The following is a 16,262-nucleotide window of genomic DNA, read 5'->3' as shown; positions in this document are numbered from 1 at the left end:
CATGGCGCGCGTGCCATCCACAAATGGGAATTCCCTTTATGAAACGTTTTCTTAGCATCGCCATGGCGTTGTGCATCGGCCTGACGATGAGCCTCGACGCCAACGCCAAGCGCTTTGGTGGCGGCAAAAGCGTCGGCGCCGCGCCGACCCACCAGACCAGCCAAATGGCCCCTTCTTCTGCTGCCGGTGGCGCTGCGGCGACCGCCGGTGCTGCCGGTGCCGCTGGCGCTGCGGCCAAGGCCGGCGGTGCTTCGCGCTGGCTCGGCCCTCTGGCCGGTATCGCAGCCGGCGGCCTGCTGGCCTCCATGTTCATGGGCGGCGGCTTCCAGGGCATGCAGATTTTCGACATCCTGATCATGGCGGTCATCGCCTTCCTGATCTTCCGCTTCATCGCCGCCCGTCGTCGCAAGCAACAGGAGCACATGGCTCCGGCTGGCCACGCACCGATGCAGCGTGAAGTGTTCGAGAACAAGCCTGCTGGCGGTTCGATCTTCGGTGGCGCGCCAGCACCTGCTGCCGCTCGTCCGGTAATCAACGCTCCAGCCTGGTTCAATGAACAGAACTTCATTGAAGCGGCCCGCAACCACTTCCAGTCCCTGCAACAGCACTGGGACGCCAACGAAATGGACAAGATCGCCGAGTTCGTGACCCCGCAAATGCTGGAGTTCCTCAAACGCGAACGCGCGGACCTGGGCGACGGTTTCCAGTCGACCTACATCGATAACCTCCATGTGCAACTGGATGGTGTGGATGACCGTGCGGACAAGACCATCGCCACCCTGACCTTCAGCGGCGTATCGAAGACTTCACGTTTCGATCAGGGCGAAGTGTTCAGCGAAAGCTGGAACATGGAACGTCCGCAAGGCGAGAACCAGCCTTGGCTGGTCGCTGGTATCCGCCAGAACGGCTGATCACCTCTGCGTTAAACAGGCAGTAATAAAAACCCCGGACTTGTCCGGGGTTTTCTATTTCGCAGTTGCATCTATAGCGAGCTACTGTATAAACCGCCCCATATAAACACCGCGCCATCAAGCAAGAGGATCCCGGACGTGGAAGAAATCATCGAACAACTGCGTGAAGCCAACGAACCGGTACCGGTCCCCTTGGAATTGCCAGACGAAGACCAGATCGTAGAAATCGAGGAACAACTGTTCATCGACATCCCGTTTGTCTTCAGAGAGTTCTTGCTGACCGTCAGCGATGTGGTCTACGGCAGCCTGGAGCCGGTGACAGTCACCGATCCACAATCCCACACCTACCTGCCGGACGTTGCCGCCAACGCCTGGGACGCAGGTGTTGACCGCAGCATGATCCCGATCTGCCAGGACGGCGATAACTACTACCTCGTCGAAGAAGACGGCACCGTAGTGTTGTGGCTCGCAGAAGAAGAGCTGCTCGCCGAAGAAACCTGGGAATCGGTGTGGCACTGGGCGCGGGACGTCTGGCTGGAAAGCTGAGTAACCAGCGGCACAGGGTCAATGCCCGGATGAATCCTTGTGGTTGTCCAGGGTTTCGAGCAAGGCCACCTGCATGCGCGTGTGCACGCGAATGAACCAGCGCCAGAGCAAGGCCGCCACCGCGGCCGCGACCACGGCGATCAATACCAGCAACTTGTTGGTCGGCAGAATACTGGCCGACAAGGCTGCCAGCAGCAGGAAGATCACCAGCAGCGAGAGGATCGGGATCACTTCGGCGATCACCCGTCGCACTCGCTGCGTGTGCCGGCCGGCCACGTCCGGCTTCACGCCCATCTCCGCCAACAACATCGACAGCGCCTTGAGCTTGCGATAGGCGGCGATCAGGAACGGCAGCGACAGCAGCAGCGCCCCACCCCAGATCAACGCCTTCTGCCAGCTCGAATCGCTGATCCAGTCTTGCAAATAAGTGGACATCCGTTCGGCGAAGAACGCGCCTGAAAAGAAGATCGCAATCACCAGCGCCAGATTGACCCCCACCTGCAACAGAATCCGCCGAATCATCGACGCCAGCAGTGCGCCCTCGCCCTGAGGCTGAATGCTGCGCAACCACTCGCCATACATTCCCAACACTCGACCCAGTCGCTGCGGCATCACTGCGGCAAGCCTGATCGACAGCGGATCAGCCGCACGGATCAGATACGGTGTCAGCAACGTGGTAATCACCGAAACTGCCACGGCGACCGGGTACAGGAAGTTGCTGGTGACCTGCAGGGTCATGCCCAGTGCGGCGATGATGAAGGAGAATTCGCCAATCTGCGAAAGACCCATCCCGACCCGTAGAGAGGTGCGTCCGTCATTGCCGGCGATAAAGGCACCAAGACCGCAGGACAGCATCTTGCCCAGTACCACCGCCACAGTGATCACGGCGATCGGCCAGGCGTATTGCAACAGGATCATCGGATCAAGCATCAGCCCGATGGCGACAAAGAAAATCGCACTGAACAAGTCGCGAACCGGCTCGATCAAGCGCTCAATTTTCAGCAATTGGCGGGACTCGGCCATGATCGCGCCAATCAGGAACGCGCCCAGGACCATGCTGTATTCGAGTTTTACCACCAGCAGGCAGAAGCCGAAACATAGCCCGAGGACCGTGATCAGCAGCATTTCGTTACTGTCGAATTTCGCCACATAAGCCAACAGCCGAGGCACCAGCAGGATGCCGATCACCAGTGCAACGATCATGAACAGCGAGAGCTTGCCCACCGTGGAAAACACTTCGCCGGAGCTGACCGTGCCGCTGACGGCGATGCTCGACAGCAAGGCAATGATGCCGATGCCGAGGATGTCCTCGACGATGAGCACGCCGAAGATCAATTGCGCAAAGCGCTCGTTCTTCATCTTCAGGTCGTTGAGCGCCTTGACGATGATGGTGGTCGAGGAAATCGCCAGGATCGCGCCCAGGAACAATGAATCCATGGTGTTCCAGTCGAACCAACGGCCGATTTCGTAACCGATCCAGATCATCAGCACAATTTCGAGAAACGCCGCGATAAACGCCGTGGCACCGACCTTGAACAGCTTTCGCAGACTGAACTCCAGGCCCAGGCAGAACATCAGGAAAATCACTCCGAGTTCGGCGAGGGTCTTGATGGTTTCTTCGTCGTGAATCAGGCCGAACGGCGGTGTGTGCGGGCCGATGATGAAGCCGGCGACGATGTAGCCCAACACCACCGGCTGCTTGAACCGATGGAACAGCACGGTTACCACGCCCGCGACCAACATGATCACCGCCAGATCCTGAATAAAACTGATGGCATGCATGGTGTGGGCTCCTTGAGGTGGACTTTTGGAGGGTAACACCGCGACTTCCGCCAGAAAGGCGGTGCAATATATGGAAACAGATCGATCCGGCGTGACGGCGATCACCCGCCCGGCGTCCCGATAACTGTGGTTTGAAAAAACCTACCAGGCCCCCATAGAGGCGCCGCCCTTCCGAAATTCTGCCTTGAACCGTGAGAACGCTATGGAACCCGGAAACGCCCAGCTGTCGATGACGGTATTGATGACTCCCGACATGGCCAATTTCTCTGGCAATGTCCACGGTGGCACCCTGCTCAAATACCTAGACGAAGTGGCCTACGCCTGCGCCAGCCGTTATGCCGGCCGCTACGTGGTGACCTTGTCGGTGGATCAGGTGATTTTCCGCGAGCCGATTCATGTCGGCGAATTGGTGACCTTTCTGGCATCGGTCAACTACACCGGCAACACGTCCATGGAAGTGGGCATCAAGGTGGTGACGGAGAACATTCGCGAGCGCTCGGTGCGCCACACCAATAGCTGCTTCTTCACCATGGTGGCGGTGGATGACGACCGTAAACCGGCTTCAGTGCCGCCGCTGCAGCCTCAGAACAGCGAAGACAAACGCCGCTTCATCCAGGCACAGCAACGCCGCCAGATCCGTCAGGAACTGGAAAAGCGCTATCAGGAAATCAAGGGCGATGCTTGAGGCTTGCGGTTAACGTCAGATAGCCATCGCGAGCAAGCTCGCTCTCAAAGGGGGTTTGTGAACAACCCGATCAATGTGGGAGCGAGCTTGCTCGCGATGGCGGTCAACGCAGATCAGAGGCTGATCGCGGTCGCTTCGAACTTGACCCGTGGATGCGCAATCCGGTCCTGCGCCCGCACCAGTTCCAGCTCGTAGCTGGCGCAGGCCTGGGTTTCCAGCAGCACTTCGTGCACTGCCGCCGCGGTGAATTCGAAGGCCGCCACCAGACTGTCGCCCAACAGCACCCGGGCCAGGAACAGCCCGGAAGTCAAATCACCAACGCCCACCGGTTGTCGCGGAAACGCCAGCAGCGGGCGGCGCAGGTGCCAGCTGCCTTCTGCCGTCACCAGCAACATCTCAAAGCCATCCGCCGCTTTACCGGGATAGTCCAGATGCTTGACCAGGATAGCCTTCGGCCCGCGTGCCAGGAGCGCTCGCGCCATTGCCAGGCAATCGAACAGTGACTGCGGCTTGCGCCCCGAGAAGCTGTCCAGCTCCAGCTGATTCGGGCACATGAAGTCCGCCACCGATGCTGCTTCCTCCAGCAGGAAATCACTGACCTCACCCGGCACGCTGCAACCCTTCTCCGGATGGCCCATGACCGGGTCGCACATATACAGCGCCTTGGGGTTCACCGACTTGATCCGCGCCACGCCGGTCAGGATCGCCCGGCCTTGGGCGGCGCTGCCGAGGTAACCGGACAGGACCGCATCACAATTGCCCAGCTCGCCAATCGCCGCGATGCCTTCGATCAAATCGGGAATCTGGTGAGGTGCCAGCACTTCACCGGTCCATTGCCCATACTGGGTGTGGTTGGAGAACTGCACCGTATTAAGCGGCCAGACGTTTACCCCAACCCGCTGCATTGGGAAGACCGCAGCGCTGTTGCCAGCGTGACCAAACACCACGTGGGACTGAATGGCGAGCAGATGGGGCGTACGTTTCATGCGGTGATTTTTCCGTCAAACGATTGAAATTCGAGCTGCGCAGTATGCGACTAAACACAGCCTGTACGACAGACCGGCGACACAGTTAAGCTGGCACTACCTTGTTGGAGCAACCCGTTGATGCTGACCCTCGGAAATATCTTCGTGCTGATGCTGCTCGCCACCGGTGGCGCTTGGCTGTGGCACAACCACGGCTTGCGCGAACGTGCGCTGGAGCGGGTCAAGCAACATTGCGCCAAGCTCGGTGTCGAGCTGCTGGACGGCAACGTCGCCTTGAAAAAAATCGCGTTCATCAAAGACGCCAACGGCCGCCGACGTCTGGCCCGTGTGTATAACTTTGAGTTCACCGTGACCGGTGAAACCCGCCACAACGGCACCATCACCCAATTCGGCGCCCACAGCGCACAGATCGAACTGGCGCCGTACCCGATGCCCCTTGATGACACGCCAGCGGTGGTCGACGTCGTGAAGCCGCGCGCTGAAGTGATCGAGATGAGCCAGTGGCGCCAGGAACACACCAAATGGCGTCCTTAATCCGACCGACAGTCGGCCAAGGCGCTTTGCAGTGATTCAATGTCCTGCGGCTCACTGAAAATCAGCTCGAGACGCGAATCCTGACGCCATTCGCTGGGCTGCCATTGCAATGGCGAGTTATCCAGCGCATTGGCCGAAACCCAGCCATCGACGCTGTGGATAATCAGCTTGGACCGCCGCCAGGCAAGGCTGTGGAGCCATTTTCCAACGCGCGCGGCATCGAACGTCTGGCTCGGATGCCAGCGCCAGCCAATGCTCCAGAGGCCTTCCTGTCGCTGGCTCAAGCATATCGGCAGTGCTGGATCGGTCCAGATCGCCGGCATCTGCGCCAATCCTTTGGGTACGATGAAGTTATCCACACCCGCCACCGCCTGAACCCTGTAACCCGGCAATTCGTTCAACGGCAATTGAGCCAGTTGCGTCCAATACACCTCGCGATCAGGCAACTGCTCGGCGATTCGCTGACGATCATTGCCGTCCAGGCCTTCAGACTTGTTCAGCAACAACAAACCAGCGCTCCCCAGCGCGGCCTCCTGCGATTCCGGCAGCGGCTTGCCAACGGCAAGGGCTTGGGCATCCAGCACCAGAACACTAGGCTGAACCGCCAATACGCCCGCCCACGGAGCCTCGCTCAACTGGCGAAGCAACTGCGCCGGATGCCCCAGGCCTGAGGGTTCGATGAACAGCCGATCCGGCCGCGCCTTGCGCAACAACCGCCCGAGTCCGATTTGAAACGGCGCACCGTTCACGCAACACAAACAGCCTCCGGCCACTTCGCCCAGTGCGATACCATCGGCGTCCTGGGTCAGGAGCGCAGCGTCGAGGCCGATCTGGCCAAACTCATTGATCAACACCGCCCAGCGCTCACCGATCGGCCGCTGTAAAAGCAGGTGCTTGATCAGGCTGGTCTTGCCGGCACCCAAAGGGCCGGCAATGACGTGAGTGGGAATGTTCTGCAACATGGTCGTTATTTTCTTGGGAGGTAATGGATGCGGTTGACGGGATTATCGTTGCTCTTGGCGCTCTGTTCCGGTGAGGCGCTAGCGCAGGCTTGCGTGGTACATAGCACAGCTGAGCGACTCGACGTAAAAGTCTGCCAGCAGAACCGCAACATCCCGGAAAAGCTCTTCGCAGACGGCTTCTGCCAGCCGAACCTACCGGGTCAGAAAGTCGAGGTGCAGTACGTCGACGAATGCCCCACCGGCGCTTTTGGCGTGTGCAGCAACGCCCAAGTCGCCAATATGCCTTACCGCCAGGATATTCACTATTACGGCGTGGCCACCGACGCGGCGTATCTGAAGCCGTTTTGCGAAGCCCAGAGCCAGGGCACCTGGCTCAAGCCTTAACCCAGCCAATCCAGGGTCAGAATCAGACGACGTTCGCCTGGCGCGGGTTGCGGCGAACGGTGGATCAAACCGAAACCTTCATTGCCGTGCCATTTCTCGCCTTTAAGCAAAGCCACTTCGCCGTTGGCAATTTGCTCGATCAGCGAATCTTCCAGAGGTTCGGCCTCAGGCTTGCCCAATTGACGACGATCCATCACCCCTTCTTTCAGCCACTGACTGCCAATGCCAGCGTAGGTGCTGATCAATCGCACCGGCACATGATCGACGTGAAAGCGCGGGCACATGGCCTTGTCCAGAATCCGTACACGCAAGCCAATGCGCTTGGCGCCCAACAGGCAAGAGAACGCGCTGACCAGCCAGGACACGTCGGCGATAAAACCCTCATACCCCTCGAGATCGCCGAAACCTGCGGCCAGGCCATGCAGATTGGGCTCGGTTTCATCATTGGGCATTTCCAGCACCAGCGACTCGGCCAGCGGCTCGTTCAAGGACAGTAGCAAGCAGGCGAAATCGCCGACGTGCACGGGGAGCTGGCGTTTCCAGACGGCGAGATTGACGCCGTCCTCAAGAATTCGGGTCAAAGTTTGCGGCGTTTCACCCTGAACCTGTTGAACGATCGTTTGCCGCTTCGGACTGGGCGCCAACATCAGGCCGCAACCTCTTCGTGCCACGGGCCAAACGGATCGGCCAGTAATCGCCAGCCTTCGACGCCCAAAGCCATTTCATCGTCAGTCAGCAGGCAGTTATCGAGCTCGACGGTAAGTTGTGCGAAGTCGATGTTCTGGCCGATGAAAACCAATTCCTGGCGGCAATCGCCGGTGGCGCCAGTCCAGTTTTGCATGATCGCGGCGGTGCTTTCTTCGTCTTGCGGCCACTGGTTTTTCGGCACGAAGCGCCACCAGCGTCCAGCGAAACCATGGCGCATCAAGCCACCAGCCTGGGACCAACTGCCGGCATCCATGTGCTTGCTGGCCAGCCAGAAGAAACCTTTGGAGCGCAGCAATTTACCATTCACCCACGGACGGTCGATGAAGCTGAAAAAACGCTGCGGATGAAACGGTCGACGCGCGCGATAGGCCGTCGAGGCGATGCCATATTCCTCGGTTTCCGGCACATGTTCGCCCCGCAACTCCTGCAGCCAGCCGGGTGCCTGAGCAGCCTTGTCGAAGTCGAAGCGGCCGGTGTCGAGGATCTTTTCCAGAGGAATCTCACCCATGACCATCGGAATGATTTCGGCCTGGGCATTGAGACGCTCAAGGATTGCGATCAACTCCTGACGCTCGCGGCTGCTTATCAAATCGATCTTGCTGATGAGGATCACATCGGCGAATTCAATCTGCTCGATCAGCAAGTCTGTGATCGACCTGTCATCTTCTTCGCCCAACGTTTCACCACGGGAAGCGAGGCTTTCAGCGGCCTGATAGTCGAGCAGGAAGTTCATGCCATCGACCACGGTGACCATGGTGTCCAGGCGCGCGATGTCAGCGAGGCTTTGCCCCTCTACATCCCGAAACGTGAAGGTTTCCGCCACGGGCAGCGGCTCGGAGATGCCGGTGGATTCGATCAACAGGTAATCAAAACGACCGTCCCGGGCGAGTTTGCTGACTTCTTCGAGCAAGTCCTCGCGCAAAGTGCAGCAAATACAGCCGTTGCTCATCTCGACGAGTTTTTCCTCGGCGCGGTTCAGACTGACATCGCGCTGGACTTCACTGCCATCGATGTTGATCTCGCTCATATCGTTGACGATCACAGCAACGCGCAAGTTCTCGCGGTTACGCAGTACGTAATTGAGCAGCGTGCTTTTACCGGCACCGAGAAAGCCCGACAGGACGGTGACGGGGAGACGATTGGGCATCAGGGATTCCTCACAAGGGATGCCCGGTCGCAGTGTCGGGCTTAACTTGATGTTATAGTATAACAACACAATCTAGCCACTCTCCTCTTGCTCGTGACGATAAAGGGACCGATGCTGAAGCCCGTTTAGCCTGAGGGAAATCCGATGCGTTTCGCCCTGAAACTGGCGCTGCTGAGCGTTGTGCCGCTGCTGACTATGAATGCCTGGGCGCAAATCCCGAGCCTGGCCAAATGCACCCGAAGCGCCAACTTGCTCGTCTGCGCAGATGCCGACGGCAACGCCTATAGCGTCAACACGGTTGGCAGCACGATCTACCTGCGAGGCTTCGAAAAAACCGGTAAACGCTATTGGGCGCAGACCAACAGCCGCTACGGGCAACTGACATTTTTCACCGGTATCGCTTCCGACGGCGAAGCCTGGGTCGGCTACAACCGCCGGGTTGGCTGGACCACGATCAATCGCTTTTCCAGTTCCGGCGGCAGCAGCGCCAAATTCACGTGTAGCCGGATTGCCGGTTGTTAGGCCTGCAATTTTTTCTGCGATTGCTGCCAGGCGATGTAGCTGTCGGTCGGCGGATTTTTCTGGAAGTAACGCTGCAAACCTTCGAACAGGCAATCCGCCACCGCCTGCTGATGCCGTGCAGTGACCAGGCGCTGGCTGTCGCGAGCGTTTGAAATGAAGCCCGTTTCCACCAGGATCGACGGCACGTCTGGCGACTTCAACACCGCGAATCCCGCCTGTTCCACACGTTTCTGATGCAGCGTGGTGATGCCCGCCAAACTGCCGAGGACGGTGCTGCCCAGTTGCAGGCTCGCAGCGATGGTGGCGTTCATCGACATGTCGAGAATCACCCCGGCGAGCATCGGGTCCTTGTCCTTGAGATTGAGCAAACGGGTGGCGCCCAGCAGGTCCGCACCGTTCTCTCGCTGAGCCATGAAACGGGCAGTGGCCGAGGTGGCACCGCCTTCAGACAGGCAATACACCGAAGCGCCTGAAGCGGTGAGACGTGGCGCCGCGTCCGCGTGTACCGAAATGAACATGTCGGCGTTGTGCTTGCGGGCGATCTCTACACGCTTGCGCAACGGAACAAAGAAATCGTCATTGCGCACCAGCTTCACGTCGAAACCCTTCTCGCGCTTGAGCCTTTTGGCCAAGAGTTGAGCGATGGACAACACCACGTCTTTCTCGCGCTCACCTTTGGCGCCGACCGCGCCAGGATCTTTGCCACCGTGGCCAGGATCGACCACCACGATGATGTCGCGTTTGCTGTGAGCCTTATCGAGGGTCTGCCGTGGCGCCACGGCGATTTGTAACGGCGCAACCGTCTTCAGATCGAGCACCAACCGGTGGCCCTGCCCATCCTGTGGCGGCAGTAGAAAACTGTTGAGCTGCACCGGGCCGCCAAGATCGAGCACGATCCGTGTATCGCCTTGGCCAAAAGGCCCGGAGCGGATCGAGCGAATCACCGTGTTGCCGACTGCCAACTGGCTGAAGTCGCCGCTGAGACTGGCCCCGCTCAAGTCGACGATCAGCCGCTCAGGCGCACTCAGGGAAAACGTTTTGTAGTGCACCGGCCCACTCAGATCAAACACCAATCGCAGCTTGTCATCCGAACGCCAGAGTCGCGCGTTGCGGATTTGCGTGGCCGAAACGCCAAACGGTAAGGCGAAGGCCGCACTGGCCAGAATCCAGTTGAGCAAGTGACGTCTGTGCATGCTGAAGACTCGTTCATGAAAAAGGCGTAGTCGAACTTAATGTAATAACATAACATGCAAATTCAACTTCCACGATGGACCTGCTCATGAATGCGCTGACTCTGCCGGATATCGCCGCGCAGGCCTCCCGCCAAGCCTTGCCGCTCGATTGGGTGGGCATGTGCGGCATTGCTCTTCCTGTTCTGTTCGATGGCCAACGGCTGAGTGCAAAGGCTGACGCTGGCGTGAGTCTCGACGACGGCGAGGCGCGCGGTATTCATATGTCGCGGCTGTATTTGGCGCTGGAAATGCTGGAGCACGAAACCCTGACTCCCGCTCTATTACGGCGAGTCTTGCAACGTTTTCTGGACAGTCATGGAGGACTGTCGCACAGCGCGTACTTAAAAATTCACACCGACTTGCTGCTCAAAAGACCGGCGCTGATCAGCCCGTTGGCTGGCTGGAAAACTTATCCAGTGAGTATTGAAGCGCGTTTGAAAAACGCGATGTTCCACGTGGAACTAAAAATCGATGTTCCATATTCCTCGACTTGCCCGTGCTCTGCAGCCCTGTCGCGGCAGTTGATTCAGCAACAGTTCGTCGACGACTTTGCCAACAGACCACTACAGCACGCTGAGGTATTGGCCTGGCTTGGCTCCACAAAGGGCATCGTTGCGACGCCTCATAGCCAGCGGAGCACCGCCCAATTGTGCCTGCGCCTGGATGATTATCTGGATGACTTCCCGCTAATCGCGTTCATCAACGACGCCGAGGCCGCACTCGGGACCGCCGTGCAAACCGCAGTGAAACGCGCCGATGAGCAGGCCTTTGCCTTGGCCAATGGACAGAATCTGATGTTCTGCGAAGACGCCGTTCGGCGTTTGAATCTGGCGATGAAACGCTCCCCAGGTCTTACTGCTTTCCACCTGCGCGTGGTCCACGCCGAGAGTCTGCATGCTCACGACGCCGTGGCCGAAAGCCGATGGAACTGGGAGGCAGCATGATCCATTGCCAAGCGCTGCGTTGGGGCGCACCCGGTCAACCACTCACCCCCGCCGTGGATTTTGTATTGCCGAAGGGCAGTTTGACCGCTGTGATCGGCGCCAACGGTTCGGGTAAAAGCAGCTTGTTGAAAGTCATGGCGGGGCTTCAAAAGCCGCTGACCGGAAAGGTCATCCTTGATGTTCCACGCAAGGGTTCAGTCTCCTTCCTCCCCCAGCAACAACATCTGGACCGGCAATTTCCGATCAGCCTCCAAGCGTTGGTGGCGGCCGGTTTTTGGGGCAGTAAGCAGTCGCCAGAGATACGCCGCGATCGCCTTAAAGCTGTACTGGAGGATTGGTGCCTCAAAGGATTGGAGCAACGCCCGCTAATGGCACTCTCCGGCGGCGAATTGCAACGCGCCCTGCTCGCCCGTTTAAGCCTCGCCGAAGCGCCAGTTCTATTACTCGATGAGCCCCATGCCGCACTTGATGAACTGGGTCAGTCGCTGCTCTGGAAACACCTCCATACCTGGCACGCCGAAGGGCGAACACTGGTGGTTGTGTGTCATGACCTGGCCGCCGTTCGCCAACACATTCCCCAAACCTTATTGATCAAAAGCAGCGGCTGCGTCCTTGGGCCGAGCACCGAGCTGATTCACCAGCAACCACACACGCAGGTGGCTTGATGCTCGCTGTCGCTCAACTCTGGCAACCGTTCCACGAATTCGTGTTCATGCGCCGGGCGCTGATCGGGGGATTGGTTTTAGCCTGCAGCACGGCACCGCTGGGGGTATTCCTGATCCTGCGCCGCATGAGCCTGATCGGCGATGCTGTCGCTCACGGCATCCTGCCTGGCGCAGCACTCGGGTTCTGGTTCGCCGGATTGAGTCTGCCGGCACTGACCCTCGGCGGTCTTGGCGCGGGGCTGAGCATGGCCGGCATCGCGGCCTGGATTACCCGCCGTACAGGTTTGTGCGAAGACGCAAGCCTCGCCGCGATCTACCCGATTTCCCTCGCCGGCGGCGTGTTGATCCTTGGTATCGCCGGCAAGCGCCTGGACCTGCTCCACCTGCTATTTGGCTCGGCACTGGCAGTCGACGGACCGACATTAACGGGGATGCTCTGGGTCTCCGGCTTCAGCCTGATCGCCATGGCCTGCATCTACAAACCCCTGCTGCTGGACACCCTCGACCCGCTCTTTCTACAAACCGTCAGCCGCCTCGGCCCATTGGCACACGGTGTATTTCTGACCTTGGTGGTGCTCAACCTGGTGATCGGATTCCAGGCCATCGGCGCACTGATGGTCGTCGGCTTGATGATGTTGCCCGCCGCCGCATCGCGTTTCTGCAGCCGTCGATTGCCGGTGTTGATGGGGATTTCTGCCCTGCTCGGCTGCCTCTCGGTGTGGCTCGGATTACTGCTGTCGTTCTATTACTCGCTGCCCAGCGGACCGGCCATTGTCTTGGTCGCAGGCAGTTTGTATGTGCTCTGTGTGGTGTTCGGACCGGTACACGGTTTGCTGCGCCGCCCGCCTTTGCTCACATCCCAATGAGGTGTTTCCCGATGCGCGCTCTACTCGTGCTGTTTAGTTTGATGCTATCGATGTCATTGTCGGCGGCGGAAAAACTGCAGGTGGTTACCAGTTTCAGCATCCTCGCCGACATGACGCATCAGGTCGGCGGCGACCATATTCAGATCACCAACATGGTCGGTCCCGACGCCGATGCCCATACATACGAGCCGACTCCGGACGATGCCAAGGCATTGCTCAACGCCAGGCTGATCATCAAGAACGGCTTGGGTTTCGAGCCCTGGCTGGACCGATTGGTCACCAGCACCGAGACCAAAGCGCCTGTGATCAGCGCAAGCCACGGCGTTATCCCACGTTCCCTGGACGAGGACGGAGAGACTGTGCCGGACCCTCATGCCTGGCACAACCTGGCCAATACCGAGCTGTACATCAGCAACATTTCCAAGGCGCTGATCGCGGCTGACCCGTCGAACAAAGCCGACTACGAGCGCAACAGCCAGGCTTACTTGAAACAGATCTACGCGCTGCTTGCCCAAGCCAAGGCCAAGCTCGGTTCACTGCCACCGGGCAACCGCAAGATCGTCACCTCCCATGACGCCTTCGGCTACCTCGGTCAGGCTTACGGCATCGACTTCATGGCGCCACAAGGTCTGTCTACCGAACGTGAACCTTCGGCCACCGAAGTCGCTGCGCTGATCACTCAGATTCGTCAGGCCAAGGTCAAGGCCGTGTTCATGGAGAACATCAAGGACGCGCGCCTGCTCAAACAAATCGCGGACGAAAGCGGCGCGCACATCGGTGGCACGTTGTACTCAGATGCGTTGGCGGCGACCGGTCCAGCCAGCACCTTCACCGGCCTGTTCCAATACAACCTCAATACCCTGTACGACGCGTTGAGTAAGCCATGATCCGCAAGAATCCATCGGGTGATTTACCGCTGATTGCCGAGTCGGCTTACGTGGATAAAACCGCAATTATTTGCGGCAAAGTGGTGATCGGTGAAAACGTCTTTGTCGGTCCCTACGCAGTGATTCGCGCTGACGAAGTCGATGCCTCGGGTGAAATGGAGCCGATCACCATAGGCGCCAATTCGAACATTCAGGACGGCGTGGTGATCCATTCCAAGTCCGGTGCGGCAGTGACCATCGGCGAGTTCAGTTCAATCGCCCACCGCTCCATCGTTCATGGCCCCTGCACGGTGGGCGATCGGGTGTTCGTCGGTTTCAACAGCGTGCTGTTCAACTGCGCAGTGGGCGACGGTTGCGTGGTGCGGCACAACTCGGTGGTCGATGGCCGCGATTTGCCCGAAGACTTCTATGTGCCCTCTACCACTCGCATCGGACCCAATACCGACCTGTCGCCGTTCCCTCCTGTGAGTGTCAGCGCCTCGGAGTTTTCCGAGGACGTGGCCCGCACCAACGTCGACCTGGTGCGCGGCTACAAAGCCCTGCAGAACGAGTTCTGATCATGAGCAGCGTATTGATTCGAAATGCCAGACTGGTGAATGAAGGTCGTGAATCTAAGGGGGATTTGCCTTGCCCGCGCTCTTGAAACTGGTGGAAGATGAAATCCTGCCGATAACCACCCTCGTGGCCAAGACCAGTCACCACGTGGCAGATCTGTTCGCCCTTCCCGACCGGGGTTATCTTCGAGAAGGCTATTGGGCCGACCTTGTCCTGATCAAACCCGAGCCCGACGGTTTTGCCGTTTCCAGGCAACCGGTCCTGCCTCAATGCGGCTGGACACCCTTCGCCGGACAGTTTTTCCGTAACAGCGTCAGCACCACGATCGTATCGGGGCGAATTGCCTGGCACGACAAATGTCTAAATGGCAGCTGTCAGGGTTTACCCCTATGGTTTATGCGCTAGAACGCGTTTCTTTTGTCCTCGAGTGCACCGACATGATCCACATCAGCCTGAGCGATGGTTCATTGCGTGAATACGACCAACCCTTGTCGGTGTATGAATTCGCCGCGAGCATCGGTGCGGGCTTGGCTAAAGCAGCAGTGGCCGGTCGGGTCGACGGGGTGTTGGTGGACTGCAGGTTCATGATCGAGGCTGACGCCCGCGTCAGCATTGTCACGCCTCAAGAGCCTGATGGGCTGGAGATCTTGAGGCGCTCCTGCGCGCTGATGCTGGCGATGTCCATCAGACAACTCTATCCAAAGGCGCAATTGCAGACCGGGACTGCACTGGGTGATGGCTTTTTTTATGAGTTTACGTTTGAGCGTCCCTTAGACCTGATCGATCTTGCGTGCATCGAAGCGCGCATGAAGATACTGGCGGCAACCAATCATTCAATCCGGTGCTGCAATCCATCATCCCGGTCGATGCCCACTGAGACGTTGTCTCCCTACCTTATTGGGGACTTCGAGTGCGTGTCAGTGGGCCCGCATGTGCCAGCAACCCGAGTGTTGCAGGCATTCGCCCTCGATCACATCAGCGGAACTGCGCCTCAGCGGATCTATGGCTCTTGCTGGTCCTGCCAACAGGAACTCGAAGACTGGTTGGCTCCGCCACACGTCATTATCGTCAACATGGATGATCGTCAGGCCGATTATGCGCAGTCCGTGACCGAGGCCTTGCGTCGAAGCGGCGTGCGCGCTCGTGCAGACTTACGCAACGAAAAGGTCCGCCACAAGATACGCGAGCACAGTCAGCAGGTGCCGTATCTGGTGGTGATCGGGGAAAAAGAAAAAACAGGCGGGTTTGTCAGTGTGCGCAGTCGAACGGGGGAGGATTTCGGCAGGATGGCCGTTGAGGTGGTGTGCGACTGGTTGAGGTCGACAGGCATTGCGGGCGCCTGAACCAGCTCGCTCTCACAAGACACATACCATCCGTGTGGGAGCGAGCCGGGTCGCGATGCCTTTAAGCTCTAGGCTTAACTGTTCCGCAATCCTGCCCCAACCAGACGGCACGGGTATCGAGACTGCCCTTCTGTTGAATGCCGGTAGCGTTGAATGTGCCGTTGACCTTGGTGGTGAACTCACGGTCGCTGAGGAAAGTTGCTACGCCGGCACCCTGCGCTTTCGGACAACTGAAACGGAATTTCCACTGATTGCCGTTGCGGTCAGTGATTTCCTGTTTGCAGCCCGATTGTGGGTCAGTCAACGGAATGTTGTCTGACTTCACCTGCTCTGGCGTCAGGCAAGCCCGAATCCCCTTCCCACCCATGGTGATGCCCTGCTTCTCCAGCTGCGCACGCTGTTGCGGCGTCATCTGCCCCTGCAATTGGCCGAGGATCAGCTGCAAGTCCGGCAGATTCTGGTCATCGACCTTCATGTTGCTCGTGGTCAGCTCCCACAAACCTGGCTGCAGCATCTGTGCCTGAGCGGCCACGGGGAGTGCTAAACCAAAAGCCAGGGCCAAACCCAGCAGACGAACGTTCATCGAGTAACTCCTGATCAGTA

At 58.8% G+C, this 16,262-nt stretch carries 19 protein-coding genes and 1 pseudogene; 13 read left to right on the top strand and 7 right to left on the bottom strand.

From position 1 onward, the window contains the following. The first annotated feature begins 38 nt into the window (after positions 1-38). Positions 39-911 carry a Tim44 domain-containing protein gene (locus tag ACM6I0_RS16030; protein ID WP_285431570.1) on the top strand — a complete coding sequence of 291 codons (873 nt, stop codon included), beginning with the start codon at positions 39-41 and terminating at the stop codon, positions 909-911. Between the two features lie 138 nt (positions 912-1,049). Beyond that, entirely contained in the window at positions 1,050-1,457 is a 408-nt protein-coding gene (locus tag ACM6I0_RS16025) for an SMI1/KNR4 family protein (RefSeq protein ID WP_008073570.1), read from the top strand. 18 nt (positions 1,458-1,475) lie between these two features. Here ACM6I0_RS16025 and ACM6I0_RS16020 read toward each other — a convergent pair whose 3' ends face one another. Further along, positions 1,476-3,239: a cation:proton antiporter gene (locus ACM6I0_RS16020; RefSeq protein WP_285431566.1), complete on the bottom strand. Its 1,764-nt coding sequence runs from the start codon at positions 3,237-3,239 to the stop codon at positions 1,476-1,478. 202 nt (positions 3,240-3,441) lie between these two features. On the opposite strand from ACM6I0_RS16020, the gene ACM6I0_RS16015 reads away from it, so the two are divergent. After that, positions 3,442-3,924, top strand: a complete 483-nt coding sequence (locus ACM6I0_RS16015; RefSeq protein ID WP_208670802.1) for an acyl-CoA thioesterase — start codon at positions 3,442-3,444, stop codon at positions 3,922-3,924. A gap of 113 nt (positions 3,925-4,037) precedes the next feature. Here the strand turns inward: ACM6I0_RS16015 and pdxY are convergent, their stop codons facing one another. After that, on the bottom strand, positions 4,038-4,910 hold the full coding sequence (gene pdxY, locus ACM6I0_RS16010; protein ID WP_285431564.1) for a pyridoxal kinase PdxY: 873 nt from the start codon (positions 4,908-4,910) through the stop codon (positions 4,038-4,040). Positions 4,911-5,030: 120 nt separating this feature from the next. Here pdxY and ACM6I0_RS16005 point away from each other — a divergent pair, with 120 nt between their 5' ends. Beyond that, positions 5,031-5,444: a DUF3301 domain-containing protein gene (locus ACM6I0_RS16005; RefSeq protein ID WP_285431563.1), complete on the top strand. Its 414-nt coding sequence runs from the start codon at positions 5,031-5,033 to the stop codon at positions 5,442-5,444. Here the strand turns inward: ACM6I0_RS16005 and ACM6I0_RS16000 are convergent. Further along, on the bottom strand, positions 5,441-6,406 hold the full coding sequence (locus ACM6I0_RS16000) for a CobW family GTP-binding protein (RefSeq protein WP_414922787.1): 966 nt from the start codon (positions 6,404-6,406) through the stop codon (positions 5,441-5,443). The genes ACM6I0_RS16005 and ACM6I0_RS16000 overlap by 4 nt on opposite strands. Before the next feature lie 27 nt (positions 6,407-6,433). On the opposite strand from ACM6I0_RS16000, the gene ACM6I0_RS15995 reads away from it, so the two are divergent. Further along, positions 6,434-6,790, top strand: coding sequence for an NADH:ubiquinone oxidoreductase (locus tag ACM6I0_RS15995; protein WP_414922786.1), 357 nt, complete (start codon positions 6,434-6,436; stop codon positions 6,788-6,790). On the opposite strand, the gene ACM6I0_RS15990 is transcribed toward ACM6I0_RS15995, so the two are convergent. Further along, positions 6,787-7,437 (bottom strand): DUF1826 domain-containing protein, encoded by a 651-nt coding sequence (locus ACM6I0_RS15990; RefSeq protein ID WP_414922785.1) that lies wholly within the window; start codon positions 7,435-7,437, stop codon positions 6,787-6,789. The two genes, ACM6I0_RS15995 and ACM6I0_RS15990, sit on opposite strands and share 4 nt — an antisense overlap. Beyond that, complete coding sequence (gene zigA / locus ACM6I0_RS15985; RefSeq protein ID WP_414922784.1) at positions 7,437-8,645, bottom strand: zinc metallochaperone GTPase ZigA; 1,209 nt, start codon at positions 8,643-8,645, stop codon at positions 7,437-7,439. The genes ACM6I0_RS15990 and zigA overlap by 1 nt, the downstream gene beginning before the upstream one ends. A gap of 144 nt (positions 8,646-8,789) precedes the next feature. Between zigA and ACM6I0_RS15980 the strand changes: the two genes are divergently transcribed. Next, positions 8,790-9,167, top strand: coding sequence for a glutamine synthetase (locus ACM6I0_RS15980; RefSeq protein WP_414922783.1), 378 nt, complete (start codon positions 8,790-8,792; stop codon positions 9,165-9,167). Here ACM6I0_RS15980 and ACM6I0_RS15975 read toward each other — a convergent pair. Then, the gene (locus tag ACM6I0_RS15975) at positions 9,164-10,360 is read right to left on the bottom strand and encodes an N-acetylmuramoyl-L-alanine amidase (RefSeq protein WP_414922782.1); all 1,197 of its coding nucleotides are present in this window, start codon (positions 10,358-10,360) and stop codon (positions 9,164-9,166) included. The two genes, ACM6I0_RS15980 and ACM6I0_RS15975, sit on opposite strands and share 4 nt — an antisense overlap. An 86-nt stretch (positions 10,361-10,446) precedes the next feature. On the opposite strand from ACM6I0_RS15975, the gene folE2 reads away from it, so the two are divergent. The 7 genes and pseudogenes from folE2 to ACM6I0_RS15940 all read left to right on the top strand — a co-directional run bounded on the left by folE2 (position 10,447) and on the right by ACM6I0_RS15940 (position 15,659). After that, positions 10,447-11,343 (top strand): GTP cyclohydrolase FolE2, encoded by an 897-nt coding sequence (folE2, locus tag ACM6I0_RS15970; RefSeq protein ID WP_414922781.1) that lies wholly within the window; start codon positions 10,447-10,449, stop codon positions 11,341-11,343. Further along, a complete protein-coding gene (locus ACM6I0_RS15965) occupies positions 11,340-12,008 on the top strand; it encodes a metal ABC transporter ATP-binding protein (protein ID WP_414922780.1) in 669 nt (222 codons plus the stop codon). The genes folE2 and ACM6I0_RS15965 overlap by 4 nt, the downstream gene beginning before the upstream one ends. After that, positions 12,008-12,874: a metal ABC transporter permease gene (locus ACM6I0_RS15960; protein WP_414922779.1), complete on the top strand. Its 867-nt coding sequence runs from the start codon at positions 12,008-12,010 to the stop codon at positions 12,872-12,874. The genes ACM6I0_RS15965 and ACM6I0_RS15960 overlap by 1 nt, the downstream gene beginning before the upstream one ends. A gap of 11 nt (positions 12,875-12,885) precedes the next feature. Beyond that, a complete protein-coding gene (locus ACM6I0_RS15955) occupies positions 12,886-13,761 on the top strand; it encodes a metal ABC transporter substrate-binding protein (protein ID WP_414922778.1) in 876 nt (291 codons plus the stop codon). Beyond that, a complete protein-coding gene (locus tag ACM6I0_RS15950; RefSeq protein WP_414922777.1) occupies positions 13,758-14,318 on the top strand; it encodes a DapH/DapD/GlmU-related protein in 561 nt (186 codons plus the stop codon). The genes ACM6I0_RS15955 and ACM6I0_RS15950 overlap by 4 nt, the downstream gene beginning before the upstream one ends. A gap of 67 nt (positions 14,319-14,385) precedes the next feature. Further along, positions 14,386-14,721, top strand: a pseudogene (locus ACM6I0_RS15945) (amidohydrolase family protein); the annotation flags it as partial. Between the two features lie 32 nt (positions 14,722-14,753). Beyond that, positions 14,754-15,659 carry a His/Gly/Thr/Pro-type tRNA ligase C-terminal domain-containing protein gene (locus ACM6I0_RS15940; protein WP_414922776.1) on the top strand — a complete coding sequence of 302 codons (906 nt, stop codon included), beginning with the start codon at positions 14,754-14,756 and terminating at the stop codon, positions 15,657-15,659. A gap of 61 nt (positions 15,660-15,720) precedes the next feature. Here ACM6I0_RS15940 and ACM6I0_RS15935 read toward each other — a convergent pair whose 3' ends face one another. Continuing rightward, positions 15,721-16,242: a DUF3617 domain-containing protein gene (locus ACM6I0_RS15935; RefSeq protein WP_222589112.1), complete on the bottom strand. Its 522-nt coding sequence runs from the start codon at positions 16,240-16,242 to the stop codon at positions 15,721-15,723. Positions 16,243-16,262 lie beyond the last annotated feature (20 nt).

It is taken from the genome of Pseudomonas sp. IT-P294 (genome assembly GCF_949767865.1).
Lineage (GTDB): Bacteria > Pseudomonadota > Gammaproteobacteria > Pseudomonadales > Pseudomonadaceae > Aquipseudomonas.
The sequence above is the reverse complement of the archived record's forward strand: the minus strand, read 5'-3'. Positions and strand labels throughout refer to the sequence as shown.